At 42.8% G+C, this 13,163-nt stretch carries 15 protein-coding genes; 2 read left to right on the top strand and 13 right to left on the bottom strand.

The window, feature by feature from the left end; genetic code table 11:
- Window positions 1–613 precede the first annotated feature (613 nt).
- The 9 genes from P378_RS22575 to P378_RS18215 all read right to left on the bottom strand — a co-directional run bounded on the left by P378_RS22575 (window position 614) and on the right by P378_RS18215 (window position 6,405).
- Complete coding sequence (locus P378_RS22575) at window positions 614–802, bottom strand: YitT family protein (protein ID WP_238473417.1); 189 nt, start codon at window positions 800–802, stop codon at window positions 614–616.
- A complete protein-coding gene (locus tag P378_RS22570; protein ID WP_238473414.1) occupies window positions 787–1,008 on the bottom strand; it encodes a YitT family protein in 222 nt (73 codons plus the stop codon). Before P378_RS22570 ends, P378_RS22575 begins: the two co-directional genes overlap by 16 nt.
- A 372-nt stretch (window positions 1,009–1,380) precedes the next feature.
- A complete protein-coding gene (gene modB, locus P378_RS23800) occupies window positions 1,381–3,006 on the bottom strand; it encodes a molybdate ABC transporter permease subunit (protein ID WP_180261181.1) in 1,626 nt (541 codons plus the stop codon).
- A gap of 20 nt (window positions 3,007–3,026) precedes the next feature.
- A complete protein-coding gene (gene modA / locus P378_RS18235) occupies window positions 3,027–3,797 on the bottom strand; it encodes a molybdate ABC transporter substrate-binding protein (RefSeq protein ID WP_099084199.1) in 771 nt (256 codons plus the stop codon).
- A 524-nt stretch (window positions 3,798–4,321) separates the two neighbouring features.
- On the bottom strand, window positions 4,322–4,477 hold the full coding sequence (locus P378_RS18230; RefSeq protein ID WP_180261180.1) for a hypothetical protein: 156 nt from the start codon (window positions 4,475–4,477) through the stop codon (window positions 4,322–4,324).
- Between the two features lie 55 nt (window positions 4,478–4,532).
- Window positions 4,533–4,847 carry an ArsR/SmtB family transcription factor gene (locus P378_RS18225; RefSeq protein WP_099084198.1) on the bottom strand — a complete coding sequence of 105 codons (315 nt, stop codon included), beginning with the start codon at window positions 4,845–4,847 and terminating at the stop codon, window positions 4,533–4,535.
- Window positions 4,848–4,907: 60 nt separating this feature from the next.
- The gene (locus P378_RS18220) at window positions 4,908–5,165 is read right to left on the bottom strand and encodes a C-GCAxxG-C-C family protein (protein ID WP_238473415.1); all 258 of its coding nucleotides are present in this window, start codon (window positions 5,163–5,165) and stop codon (window positions 4,908–4,910) included.
- Between the two features lie 100 nt (window positions 5,166–5,265).
- Window positions 5,266–5,412, bottom strand: a complete 147-nt coding sequence (locus P378_RS19895) for a hypothetical protein (RefSeq protein WP_180261179.1) — start codon at window positions 5,410–5,412, stop codon at window positions 5,266–5,268.
- A 273-nt stretch (window positions 5,413–5,685) separates the two neighbouring features.
- Window positions 5,686–6,405 carry a metallophosphoesterase family protein gene (locus P378_RS18215; protein WP_099084197.1) on the bottom strand — a complete coding sequence of 240 codons (720 nt, stop codon included), beginning with the start codon at window positions 6,403–6,405 and terminating at the stop codon, window positions 5,686–5,688.
- Between the two features lie 535 nt (window positions 6,406–6,940).
- Here P378_RS18215 and P378_RS18210 point away from each other — a divergent pair.
- Window positions 6,941–8,758 carry a DUF342 domain-containing protein gene (locus tag P378_RS18210; protein WP_099084196.1) on the top strand — a complete coding sequence of 606 codons (1,818 nt, stop codon included), beginning with the start codon at window positions 6,941–6,943 and terminating at the stop codon, window positions 8,756–8,758.
- 48 nt (window positions 8,759–8,806) lie between these two features.
- On the opposite strand, the gene P378_RS18205 is transcribed toward P378_RS18210, so the two are convergent.
- From P378_RS18205 to P378_RS18185, 4 genes are all read right to left on the bottom strand, one after another.
- Window positions 8,807–9,265, bottom strand: coding sequence for a universal stress protein (locus P378_RS18205; protein ID WP_099084195.1), 459 nt, complete (start codon window positions 9,263–9,265; stop codon window positions 8,807–8,809).
- Between the two features lie 356 nt (window positions 9,266–9,621).
- Window positions 9,622–9,924, bottom strand: a complete 303-nt coding sequence (locus tag P378_RS18195; protein WP_238473413.1) for a universal stress protein — start codon at window positions 9,922–9,924, stop codon at window positions 9,622–9,624.
- Between the two features lie 410 nt (window positions 9,925–10,334).
- Window positions 10,335–11,408, bottom strand: a complete 1,074-nt coding sequence (locus tag P378_RS18190) for a YeiH family protein (protein WP_099084193.1) — start codon at window positions 11,406–11,408, stop codon at window positions 10,335–10,337.
- A 113-nt stretch (window positions 11,409–11,521) separates the two neighbouring features.
- Window positions 11,522–11,989: a hypothetical protein gene (locus P378_RS18185; RefSeq protein WP_099084192.1), complete on the bottom strand. Its 468-nt coding sequence runs from the start codon at window positions 11,987–11,989 to the stop codon at window positions 11,522–11,524.
- Between the two features lie 385 nt (window positions 11,990–12,374).
- On the opposite strand from P378_RS18185, the gene P378_RS22550 reads away from it, so the two are divergent.
- The gene (locus P378_RS22550; RefSeq protein ID WP_238473412.1) at window positions 12,375–13,139 is read left to right on the top strand and encodes a hypothetical protein; all 765 of its coding nucleotides are present in this window, start codon (window positions 12,375–12,377) and stop codon (window positions 13,137–13,139) included.
- Window positions 13,140–13,163: the final 24 nt, after the last annotated feature.

Here is a 13,163-nt window from a genome sequence, read left to right as displayed (position 1 = left end):
AAAAATCTACAACTTTACAGTAGAACAGGTACTACAAGGTGAAGCAGACCACCTGGATGATTTAACTTACGACCCGATAATAGCCTAGGAATTACATCATTTGTAAAAATGTGGATTAAAGGACTACCTCTTAAGTGGTTGTTCCTTTAGCATAAAGTAAAATGGGTTAATTGGTGTATACACCCAAATAATTACAAAATTATACAATTATATCTTCCGATTATTACCTTTTAATTTATGCGAAAGTTTTATGCAACGCTAGTGATACAACAATATATATTTGAAAGCCTTAATCCTGGTACCAGTCGCTTTTATAGATGGCTGAAAGATCCTTTAAGAATAATTGGATATACAAGCCTTAATCCTGGCAGCCAAACCTACATAGAATACTAAACTGAATGCTTAAAGCGAATAGCCATAAGCCCGGCCTGGCGCAGCAAATCCTTGATGGGATACACGATGAAACCAGCACTTACTGGCAAAGAAGTACCCACCAAGTATAAACCACAACCTTACAAAATAACTGGTATACCCTTCAAGGACAGGCCGGTGGGCAGGTGCAGGTAGAAGCAATCCTGAAGCCCTTTTCTCTTAGAAGTTAACATAATATACATTATCGGAACCAATAAAAGTTTAAATACTTATGCACCTCTTCAATTGCCATGAAGGCTTCGGGATCAAAGTCGTACACAATGCTTCTTAGTTTGGATATTTCCAGCCTTGTGACCACACAATAAAGAACTTCTTTATCCTCCTGCGTGTACCCTCCCTTGGCATAGAAGTGTGTTACCCCTCTGCCCAGGGGTGTAAAATAGCATCGGATATCTCCTGTGCCTGGTCGGAGATAATCATGACCGACTTGGACTCGTCAAAACCCTCTAGGACCAGGTCGATGGTTTTATAGGCTACGAAGTTAAGCGATAAGGGAATACATAGCCCTTTCCCAGCCAAAAAAAGCCGGCGCTGCCCAAGGATAAAGATGTTAAAGAACATCACCACTTCACCCACGGAAAAACAAAACCGGGGGCTGAAGATCAGGGCTGTGATTTCGGTCCCGTCCAGTGAGACCCACCATATATTAATGATCCTATGGTTAGAAATATTGCTCTTTTAAAAAATCTGTAACAATCCTTCTTTCTCATTAAAACCTTCCCCATTGTTTAAAACTAAAGGAGGGCAGACAGCTAAAAGCTGACTACCCCCCTAATAGTCAAATATCCGTTGCCAACCTGTTAAAGGTTCAACCCGAGACATGCAAGCAAATAAACTTTCCGCTCTATTATTATAGCAAAATTTCAAAAGCTTGGCAGAGGCAATTTTAGCAAGGGTTTCTACCGGACCCTAAGAAAAGAACCGGAGCAGTTGCCCGGCTCTAATTTCTTAGTCTTCTCCACATAGTAGTTGCTCCCTGATAATCAATATTTTCATTCTTTCCTCATCAATCCGATCAACTTGGCAGGACAGCTTCCTTTCTGCCAGTTCGTTTTTTAACCAGGGTGGAACGTGGTGGCAGGTTATTTCTAATGAAGCAAAATGGCCCCGGTCTAAGAACGGTATTAAAACTTGCTGGGCTGTTAGTCCAAGACGCTGCTCCTGAACTTCTTTGATGGAGACTTGAAAGCAGCCCGGTCTTTTTTCTACGGGTTTTACAACAGACATACCTCTTCCCGGCCTTATGTCCGTAATCCTACCTTTTTCTAAAGTAATAACCCTGTGCCCCAGGAGATGTGCTTCCCGCACATCGTGTGTTACCAGGATAAAGGGAATGTTCATCTTCTCGTGCAGGTCAATAAGTTCTTTCTGCAGCCTGTACCTGGTCAGCGGGTCCAGGGCCGACAGCGGTTCATCCAACAGGAGTATTTCCGGCTCGGCCATGAGCGCCCTGGCCAGTGCTGCCCGCTGCTTCTCACCCCCAGAAATTTGACCGGGAAACCTGTCTTTTAAATGGGCAATCCCTACCATCTCAAGCACTTTCTGTGCCTTATCCCAACATGCCTGTTTCTTTCCCCTGCAGCCATACAGCACGTTTTTCCATATCGTCATATGAGGAAAGAGCAAATAGTCCTGAAATACGTAGCCTACCCTTCTCTCTCTGGGGGAGAGATTTATTCCCCTGCCGCTGTCAAACAATACTCTGTCTTTTAGTTCAATCTTTCCTCCATCCTGTCTTACCAGGCCGGCAATGCACTGGAGAAAGGTCGTTTTGCCGGAACCCGAAGGTCCCAGCAGCACCAGGATTTCATTTGCCACCTGTACATCAATATCAACTGCAAAGGAAGGTAACTTCTTGTATACGCTAGCTCTGAACACTCTCTTCCCCCCTCTACCCCTGCCATTTTGACACCCGGTGCCGGTCCAACAATTCAGCCATACCATAATGGACAGGCAAACCAATGACACCACTACCACCAGGAAAGAGGCGGTGTTATAGTCCCCCGCTTCGGCGGTAAAATAAATGGCCAGAGGAATGGTCTGGGATACGCCTGGGATATTCCCGGCCACCATTAAAGTAGCTCCGAATTCCCCCAGTGCCCGGGCAAAGGCCATCACAAGCCCGGCAAGCACACCGGGCCAGGCCAGTGGCAGGGTTACCGTGAAAAACACCTTAAATTCACCCGCTCCCAGTATTCTGGCAGCCTGCTCATAGCGGGGGTCCACCCCCTCAAAGGCTGCCCTGACCGATTGGTAAAATAAAGGGAAGGCCACCACCGTGGCTGCTATTACCGCTGCCGCAGTGGTGAACAGGATGGGTCTGTGCCATAACTGCTCCGCCAGCTGTCCAATAGGCCCGTGCTTTCCCAGCAGTACCAGCAGCAAAAAACCGATCACAGACGGAGGCAAGACCAGAGGGAGCGTTAAAAAGGCCTCCAGTACCGTTTTCCCGGGAAATTGCCTTCTTGCCATCATCCTGGCCAGAACAAGTCCCACCACAACAACATTCGCCAGCGCCATTAGGGCTACTTTTAAGGAAAGGGATACCGCCTGCCAGACCATGGGATTTTCCATACGCTTCACCATCCCGGTAATTATTCGAGGGGAACAAAACCGTGTTTCTTGAAAATCCCTGTTGCCTCCGGAGATAAAAGGTAATCCATAAAACTTGCCGCTTCCTTATTCTCTTTGCCCCTGGTGGTTAAAGCCCCGGGAAAGACAACCGGTGTGTGAAGGTTGGCAGGGATTTCTATAAGGTTCAGCCCCGGCTCGGTCCGGGCAACGGATTGGTAAGCAATCCCGGCCTCAGCATTGCCGGTGGCAACATAGGTAACCACCTGCCGTACATCTTTCGCAAGCAGCAATTTGGATTGAACCTTACCCCAGAGCCCCGAGTTTTCAAGGGCTTCTTTTGCATAAGTACCTACAGGCACAATGGCAGGGTCACCAATGGCCAGCTTTATAACCTTTTCTGAAGCAAGTTCCTCCAGGGTCTTGATACCGGCATCCTTTCCTGTTACAAGCACCAGCCTGTCGCCAACCATATTTTTCCGGCTGGCCTGATCAATCATACCCTTTGCCTCAATTTCATCCATGGTTTTCCGGTCTGCGGAAATAAAAATATCTACCGGCGCACCCTGTTCAATTTGCTGCCGCAGGGAACCGGAAGCGCCAAAATTAAGTTGAATTTGCACATCCGGGTGGGTTTTTTGGTAATCTGCTTGAATTTCTTCCATGGCCTTGGTCAGCCCTTTAGCCGCAGAAACCGTTACCTGTTCAGAACCCCTTTCTTTCTTTGCCTGACCGCAGCCCGCAAGGGTAATGGCAAATAATAGTATAAAAACTAACCAAATCACTCTTCGCATCTTAAACCACCTCTTACCATTATTTTAATTAGAACACTTGTTCGATGTCAATGGATTATTGTTTTTTATTTACTTTTGTTTAATTAATTTGTAACTGTTACTTCCCTCCTTTTTTATAATGATAAGTAATAGTATAAAAACTAACCCACTGCCCTGCTCATGCAAATCCCTCCTCAATATTCTCGTAAAAAACAAAAGCACCGATCCCCCTTCCTAAGGCGGGTTTCAGTGCTTCATTGCCTGATCTTGTGGTTTACATGGTTGTCGTCTACATCGTTGTATCATTCTTGGGGTTATTGTAGCAGTTAACCGGGTACCAGACAATGCTTTGCCAGGAGATATACAGTATTTCTCTAACGAGTGACTAAGAGTGCGGAAAATCTGTACTCTCAGTCAACAGAAGTATTCCTCTCCATTGGTAAAGACGATCAGCAGACCAAGAATTACAGATGCAATTTCATACAAACACTGCTGGCGGGGCAACACTCATTTAAAGCGGATTCATTAGTAAACTTCCTGGTATTTCACTGCTGGTACAAGTTTCCTGTGATTATACTTGTTGCCTGACTTAACGGTTCTCCCCCACAGCAGCCGGTCCCATCACTGCCGCAACAACTGCTCTTTTGAGTGATGGCCCGGGCGTATATTTGCTTCACCGCTTCCCGGATGTCTTCTTTCATAAACGTACGTTCCACCTATTTACATCAATTATTCTTGATTCATCGGGGTAAAAAATTACTTTAGGGCAAAATCATAATTTAACTGCTTGATATATTGTCTTAAAGCTTTGGTGTTAATAAAATACATTTTCCATTTACCCCTGGGTTCTTCGGTAACCAATCCTGCCTCCACCAGTTCCTTCATGTGATAAGAAACCCGGGACTGAATCATGCCCAGTTCTGCCATGATCTCGCAATTGCACAACCCCGGCCGGCGGTCGCCCTCACCGGGGAGCGGACAACATCCCTCCTTGCTCTGGGCCAACATGAGCATGATTTTGTAGCGGATTGGGTCACTTAAAGCCTTTGAAATTTTTACTGTGTTAATCATAGGTATATCCTATTAAAATTTTTTGATATATGCAAGGAATTCTATAGAAAATATTTTACTTTAAATTATCTTCTCCAGGATTTCAGCTGTATCCTGAACAAACTTCGGGCAAAGGATGGAAAAAAGTTTCTTTTCCCTGGCTTTTTTTAGTCCTTCTGCATTGCTGATATCACAACCGAGCAAATCCCTGCACAAGATCGAAACATTTAGGACTTTAAATCTGGTAACAAACTCCTGTGTAAGTGCATAGGTTTTTTCTTTTAAAGGCACAGGCGATCTTAAAGGCTGTTTCCTCCGCCATCCCCAGTCGGGGAGCATAGGAGGCAAGAACTGCCTGGGAACAAAGAAACCCCTCTTTAAACCACAATACAGTTTTCTCAACGCGATTCATCTTGTAACCCATCACTTTATATTTCCTTCATTCTTTCCCTAAATCTTTTTTGGTTTTGTGATCCATGCAGCATGAATGATTCTGGGAGTTTTCTTCGTTTTTGATATCCGTAATTTGGACTGCACAGCAATCCTTTTTGCCGGTTCCCAACAAAGCCTTGATCATTTTTAGCACAGGACAGACCTCCTTCCTATAATGTTATTTATAGTAGATAAAAGATGGTACCCGCCATTGTTGACATGGCAATCACGGAAATTATAAAGACCATAACAAGTCTCAATACTTCCGCAACCTGGTTTTATGATCGATCACGGTTTATCATATCAAATGATGTTGATGCTATTAAGATATAAATCAAATTATTTTGATCTATCTTTTGCAAAATTGTACGTTACTGTAAAACATAGGAGAAACTAAAACCAGGGTGTTTCCACCCTGGCCCGTGCATTAGGCTTTACCGGTTCGAATAATCTCCGCAAATTCAACGGGTAAACCAACTTCTTTAATTTCCCTGGCCGTTTGTTTAAAATCGTAAGGAACCTGTACAAATTCAACGGATAAATTCCCCTCTGCCGCATCGACGACGGCATATCCCACGTTGGGATTACCGTGCTTGGGCTTGCCGGCACTGCCTGCGTTAATGACATGGCCATTGGCCAGAGTCTTATGGTAGGGCAGGTGGGTATGCCCGCAAATCAAGACATCGCAGTTATTTTCAGCCAAAAGCTCATTTAGGTATTCATCCGGGGTGTTTTCAAAGAGATATTCGTTAAGCTTCCTGGGGCTGCCGTGAATAATCAAAAAGCGGAGCCCTTCGGCGGTAAATTCAATGCGCTGGGGCAATTCCCTGAGCCAGGCTTTGTTTTCTTCGGAAGTATGATCCTTGGTCCAGAGGACCGATCTCTCGCCCAGCTTCAAAGCATTTTCATCTTTGTAATCACAGCCGCAAATAAGTCTCATGTTGCCAATGGCATCATCATAGTTGCCCATGATGGTAGAAATGCCCTTCCGGCGGAGCAATTTAATGACTTCATTAGGCCGGGGGCCGTACCCAACCAGATCCCCAGCACAGTATACTTGATTAATTTCTCTTTTTTCAATATCTTGCAAAACCGCTTCTAAACCTAATAAATTGCTGTGAACATCCGCTATCACTGCTATTTTCATAATTTAACATCTACCTCCCCATGTCATTGTATACCATAAAGTATCTTTTTTGATTAAGTCATTGTAAAGAGAATATTAAGTTTCACCCTGTCACTACCTTAAACAGCAACGATCGTACCTACAAAATCCCCCTTTTTTCGCCAGTTCATATATCATCAAAAGATACCGGTTGCTTTGCCGACAACCGGTATTAATGAGAGTATATGTTTAAGAGGTCAAGTCAAAGACTTAACGACATGTGAATTATCAATCACTCCCTAATTAATTTACAGTATTGTATAATATTCCCTAACCCGCTTGTATAAACGATTTTTTTAAGGTAAAGTAAGTAATGACAAGCGTATTTTATGTTAATCAGAGAAATTAACAGACCTTATAGAAAAAGGGTTGTATTAACAAATGGATTTATTAAAAAAACAATTCCGTGTTAATACCTATTTAGTTAAGGTAAAAATTACCGAAAATATTAATAACAGTTAATCACTTTACAATCTTTGGTATCGACACAATAACAATGTTCTAAGGGGGTTTACTAATGGAACAAAAAGTGGAACAAAAAAATGATAACCGAACCCCTGCTATAAAGAACCCTTCTCCTGTTACAAATAACGAGGGTGTGGCCTGGGTTGACGGTGGTAAAATTTATGTTAAGGACCCCAAAGAAGGGGGTCGTAAAGCCACCATCACCCCCTGTATGGAGATTCAAATCCTGGTGAACGGTAATCCTATCTCTGATACTTCGGAGGTTTCAGAGAAAGATCGGATTGAGACCGTCCCCTTAAGCCACAATGACCCGGGCTTTGTGAAGATTCATATCTCCCCGGATAAAATGTCAGCCTTTATTGAAATAAAGAACGAGTATTGCAATACCTATGAACTGGTAGATTGTGAACCTGCTTCTCACCTCGTTTTAAAGGCCAAGCAAAAGAAAGAAGTTATATTAAAGGAGACATCCGACTCACTTATTAGTCTGTTAAACAAAAGCGGCGTAATCTATGGCATAGATTCAGGCGCCATTGACAGCCTGGCAAAGAACCCCCAGGATGGTATGACCTTGGTTGCCAAGGGTCTTCCCCCCGGTCGGTCCAGTGATGATATGGTTGAACTTCTGTTTGGACAAACTGCCACTCCTCTGGAAGATAACACTGGTACCATCGATTACAAAGAACTTGGCAAAATCACCTCCGTGTCCGTTGGTGAAACTCTAGCCAGAAAGATGGCCGGTCAAGAAGGCACCCCCGGAATGACTGTTACCAACCAGGCTTGTAAAGCCAGAGAACCCAAAAGAATTAATCTGCTTGCAGGCCCGGGAGTTGAAATTGTTGAAGACGGATTAAAAGCCGTGGCCGCCAGTGAAGGACAACCCAAGGTTCGAAAGTCCGGTAATAATTGGATTTTCTCCATCGAACCCGTGCTGACAATACCTGGCGACGTAAATGTCAAAACAGGCAACATTCGTTTTAAAGGCGATGTCAATGTAATGGGTTCTGTGGACGATGATATGAACGTAAGTGCCAGCGGCAATATTACGGTGGCCAATATCATAACCAAGTGTAAAATTACGGCCGGTGGAGACGTAACCATCAAGGGCAATATTATAAATGCCGAAATTGTAAGCGGCGGCTTTGTTGTGCTGTGCAATACGATAAAGCCCTTGCTTCTCGAGTTGTTGAAAATCCTTGAAGACTTGTTTATTTCTGCCAATCTAATGGTCGAAAAGCTTCCTCCCAATAACAAGATCATCTTCGGCAATGTTCTTATTCTTCTTATCGAGAAGAAATTCACGCATCTGGGCGGTTTACTGGACAAAATCAGCAAAAAGCTCAAAGAACTGGATTTAAAGCTCTTGGGCAGCTACGAGCATACCCTGCAAAAGGTAGTAAACCGGCTAAGCGGTATAAATATTCTTCAATACCAGACGGCCAATGATTTTCAAAACACCCTGCATGAACTCAACAATTTCTTTTATTATGTAGACAGTCTGGTGAATAAGCGAAGTGTTGTAAATATCAAGGTTGCTCTGAATTCAGTGATTAAAAGTTCCGGAGATGTTGTGGTAACTGGTGGTTGTTTCAATACCCACATCGTTGCGGACGGTAATGTTAAGGTTGACGGAATTGTCCGCGGAGGCATCATTCAGGCCGCAGACGATGTCTATATTAAAGAAATCGGTTCTCTAACGGGAGCGAAGTCTCTTGTCATAGTGCCCAAAGACAAGAAAATAAAAATTGACCATGCTTACGAAGGGATCTCGGTTCGAGTAGGGAAAATGACCCGGATACTGGAAAAAGAAATGAAGAGCATTGTTGCCAAACTGGATGACGAAGGCAACCTGCAGATAAGAAATTTTTAGCCACCTTTTATCGGTGGCTTTGTTTTTGGTTACTTATTAGGTCATCATTTATCTTGGGCCGATAAAAACCGGGCATTTAACTTTTTGGGAAAGAGAATTGAGGTTAAATCTTAGTCCGGCAGCGGCCGCCGGTGCGACAGCATTTGGATTTGGCAGCACCAGCAGAGAAGTTTCCGGGTTAACGGTGCATTCTACAATTACTTTTTCCGTTTTGCCGATTTTAATCTCAGTTTCCACAGGGATTCCTTTATCATTAACCTGCTGCCTGAACTCAGCCAGAACCGTTTCAGCATGACTTTTTAAGCCATCTTCGAACCAGTGGAAAAATCTCATGCGAGTGGACGAAGTATTGATCCATTCATCTCCAAGCAAATTCCTCCACCCTTCATCCAGGATGAATACAGCCCTTAACGGCAGCTTCATGGATTGTGCCATTTCAATTGCCGTCTTACCGGCTGCATCGGCAGAAGGTGAACCATCTGTAACAAGTAGAATTTGGCCGTTCATGGGAAACCCCCTTTTATTCCCTTTCCTCAATCGGCTCATCCGTTGATTCCCCAAAGAAGGTATACAGCACGAAAATACTGGCAGTCAGCGGAATTAAAACCAGGGTATTTTTATGATTGTAACAATGGACAATGCAATAAAACAACGCAAAAAGCAGGAGACAAGGAATGACTTTCGACATATAGGCCAGAAACTCTTTTATCGTGGGATTGCTTGGTATTTTCATTCCCACACACCCCTGTTTCCCAGTCAAAATTATGCTTTGTGAATATATTAGCATAAATGCCAACGGAAACAAGGGGGAAACGGTGTGGTGACAAAATATTGATAAAAATCTTTTCTCTTAAGGTATCATCTTACTTGATGATCAACAGCGAGGTGGATAACTCGTTTAGCATTTTTTCTTTGACCTTGCCGGATGTATTGCCAGGTGATTTTGGTTTGGTGCCTAGGATCAACAGGTCATAGTTACCGGTGTTCAGTTCCTGAATAATTTCTTTAGGGGGGTTCCCCTCCCTCACCTTCCACGCGAACTGGCTGCCTGTAGTTTCAGCCAGTTCCTTAAATTTGTTAAAAATCTGCTTTTGCTGTTCATCCGCCATTGTATAGATATAATTGATAAACTGCTCCTTGGTGATGCCGCTTGCCAGTTGATCCACATACCATAATGGGTTAATCCTGTTTCCGACACATGCAGCACCGTAACACGCGGTTTTGTTACCATAATAAACTCAGATACTTTCCGTAAGAAACCTTCATTTTCTTCCCCGTGTGCAGCCACCAAAATATTCTTGTACATATTTATCTCCCCTATTAATTTATCCCCAATATAGTATGGCAGGTAAGGACTCTGTTAGACCTGACCCTGCCATTTGAAAGCTAGAATTATTATTTTGCTGTTCGCTTTACGCCATGACTTTGGCCAGGACCAACAACACCAATCCCAAACCTATAACCATATAATCTTGCATTCTAACCTTACGGTCAGCAGCTCTTGAATCTTCTACCGCACAACTGTTTTTTCGGTCATGAACATGCACCTCCCACATTCATAGTGATTAAACGTTTATTATAGAGGTAAGAAAAACTTCACTACTACCAGGGCAAAGGCCGCTTTAGCAAATCCTACGATGAAGCCCAGAACGATACCGTCTTTACCGGCAGCTTTCATATCGGAGAACTTGGTGGTTAAACCGATGCTGGCAAAACCTAAGGTGAAGGCCCAAGTCATGAAGGTGTTGGCCATCTTGACTTCTTCTTTGCTGAACATACCAGCGGTGTTGGCTAAAACGGCGATCAGGAAGGCCACGATAAATACAGGGAATTTGTCCATTACAAACTGACTCTTGTTAATTTCACCGGCAGCTTTGCTGTCATTCTTCAGAACCAGCATAACAACGTAGAGTACTACAAAGGGCAGCAGTACCACACGGCCCATATTGTAAATACCGGCCATTAATCCGGCTTGTTCACCGTATGCCATACCGGCAGCCAGTACCTGAGCGGAGTTAACGATACCAACACCAACCCACGCGCCAAACTGGTTTTCAGTTAAACCAAACAGATGGCCTAAAGCCGGGAAGGTAAACAGAGCCAGCAGACCAAAGATCAAAATGGTTGCGATGGTATAGCACATTTCTTGACCCTTTGCTTTTACAGCAGGACCGGTGGCTACAGTAGCGGAAACACCGCAGACCGAAAACCCGGAGGCCAAGCAACCGGCCAGAGAGTCAGTCATCTCATATCGCTTGCGGAGCCAGAACATTAAGGCTACAGTGCCAAACAGGGTTACAGCGATAAAAATCATACTGGTGGTACCTACTTTTACGAGGGAGGCCAGGGTGTATTTGGTACCCATGACGACGATACCGGTTTTGGTTAAAATGGTGGAATATTTAAGGCCGGGTTCGAGAAGAGAAGGAACGCCTACTGTATTGCGGATTACCATACCAAAAATAATTGCTAATAAAACGTAGTTCAGGTGAGCAATCTCATAAACCTTTTTAAAATTGCCTTTGATATACCCTTCTGCCCAGGATGCAGCAATTGCTACCAACACGACAAGAATGAGTCCGGGAATCGCCTTGGCAATTTGTGCACTTAAGCTTTGACTTTGCGCCTGACTGATTTGTGTTTGCGCCAAGATAACACACCTCCATGCAAATTGTTAAATTTAAGGAACCATTGACTTAGTAGGGATTATCTTAAGACCTGCTCCGGTTCCCTACCCCCTTTCACGATAAAACTTTAAAACGATTAGTACACCGAAACCATTGGTTCCGTAGTATACACTTGATGATTTGTGTTATTTTGGACATTCCTGATCAGGAATAATTGGTCCTCAAATGTCCCGGTAAGATAAATTTGGTCATTGCAGTTGATAGCAATGGTTTCATTAAACTTCGGGCCAACATATTTTTTGAAACTGCATTTAACCACATCTTTGCTCGTAGTGGCGATTTCTATATCGCCTTCTATGCAACCGATGTCTCCATCATTAGTTTTCTTCCAATGCACTTTGTTTACAGTGCCTGTTAAACAATCTGTCTCCGGAACACAGGACTCCCTTAATAATGTGTTAATTCTATTTACATTAAGCATTAACTTGGGGAGTAATATAATCACCAAAGGTGTCATGCAGATAATGAATATAACAATCCAGCCATACCATTTCACAAGCTTTTCTTTTTTCCTGCGGGAGACATGAATGTGAATTTTATCCACAACATTACCTCCTCAATCACTTTTTGATTGTTAAAAATGTTACTTTCCGCCTTGGAAACTTTATTTCTCAATTGATTAACTTAACCAAATCTTAATATTTTTTAAATTACCGGTCAACGAATTGAAGTTACATTGACATTTAGCTCTCAAGCAATGACACAAAAGTGTCATGTGCCTGATTCTTTTGTTGTAATACTCATTACCTTTTCATGGTCGTTTATATGACATTTATAAACCGGATTAAGCATAGAAAGCCTGAGAAAAATGAAAATACAAAAAGGAATTTACTATATACCGTTAAAATATTATAATTTATACGTTGCATCATAACTTTTCATGAGGTTCTTTATATTTTTTACCAAATCTTTCACGGTATGGTGAAGACATGTCAATTAATAAAAACCTTGCCAAATTAGCCTTGGTATTATTTATTATTGTTTGCATATGTTCTGTTTTACTCTTTCAAAACTTCCTGTATACTTATCAGCAAATCAACAGAATTGGGGATTCCCGGGAAGAATTAACTGAATTTAAAAAATCAGTGAATAATATTGAGGCCATGACCTCCGGCCTTCAGGATTATATTTTATTGTCGGACCCGCAGTCTTTGGAGAACTTCTATAAGCACAGCGCCATCATTATAAAAAAACAGACCGATCTTTATGATTCCGACAACCTATCAAGAAATCAGAACATCATCGATTTAATTGAGTTGAGCAAAAGGTACATGTCTTTTGCGGCCTCGGAAGTCATACCAACCGTACAAACAAAAACGTATTCAGAAAAAGAAATTCAAGATCTTTATTTACGCAACCAGGACTTTACCCGGCAAATGAACGTAAAACTTAAGCATTTAAGCCAATCCTACGATAAGGAACTGGATAATTATTTTGAAACAACCCTTTTCAACATAGACAGTAAAATTATTTTATTACTCATTATTTTGTTTACCTCCTTGCTGCTTCTACCCTACGTTTTATACATGATGTTGAAGCCTTCCCTGACCAAGTGCATCTATGTGAGTGAATCAGCTGAATATACCGACAATGCTTTCATCTTTGTTGATCACTCCGGGGATGTTAAATATGTCAATAAATCTGCCCAGGATTTATTTGGTTTACTTCCGGAGACGGTCCTGGAAAAAACGTAGATCAATTTCCGGAATTGTTTCCTC

This window comes from Desulforamulus profundi (genome assembly GCF_002607855.1).
The sequence above is the reverse complement of the archived record's forward strand: the minus strand, read 5'-3'. Positions and strand labels throughout refer to the sequence as shown.

What these genes read in the sequence shown, in the direction of transcription:
- modB (WP_180261181.1), bottom strand. Translation starts at nt 3,006, where the DNA reads ATGGAAAATCCCATGGTCTGGCAGGCGGTATCCCTTTCCTTAAAAGTA.
- modA (WP_099084199.1), bottom strand. Translation starts at nt 3,797, where the DNA reads ATGCGAAGAGTGATTTGGTTAGTTTTTATACTATTATTTGCCATTACC.
- P378_RS18230 (WP_180261180.1), bottom strand. Translation starts at nt 4,477, where the DNA reads ATGAAAGAAGACATCCGGGAAGCGGTGAAGCAAATATACGCCCGGGCC.
- P378_RS18225 (WP_099084198.1), bottom strand. Translation starts at nt 4,847, where the DNA reads ATGATTAACACAGTAAAAATTTCAAAGGCTTTAAGTGACCCAATCCGC.
- P378_RS18220 (WP_238473415.1), bottom strand. Translation starts at nt 5,165, where the DNA reads ATGCTCCCCGACTGGGGATGGCGGAGGAAACAGCCTTTAAGATCGCCT.
- P378_RS18215 (WP_099084197.1), bottom strand. Translation starts at nt 6,405, where the DNA reads ATGAAAATAGCAGTGATAGCGGATGTTCACAGCAATTTATTAGGTTTA.
- P378_RS18210 (WP_099084196.1), top strand. Translation starts at nt 6,941, where the DNA reads ATGGAACAAAAAGTGGAACAAAAAAATGATAACCGAACCCCTGCTATA.
- P378_RS18205 (WP_099084195.1), bottom strand. Translation starts at nt 9,265, where the DNA reads ATGAACGGCCAAATTCTACTTGTTACAGATGGTTCACCTTCTGCCGAT.
- P378_RS22550 (WP_238473412.1), top strand. Translation starts at nt 12,375, where the DNA reads ATGTCAATTAATAAAAACCTTGCCAAATTAGCCTTGGTATTATTTATT.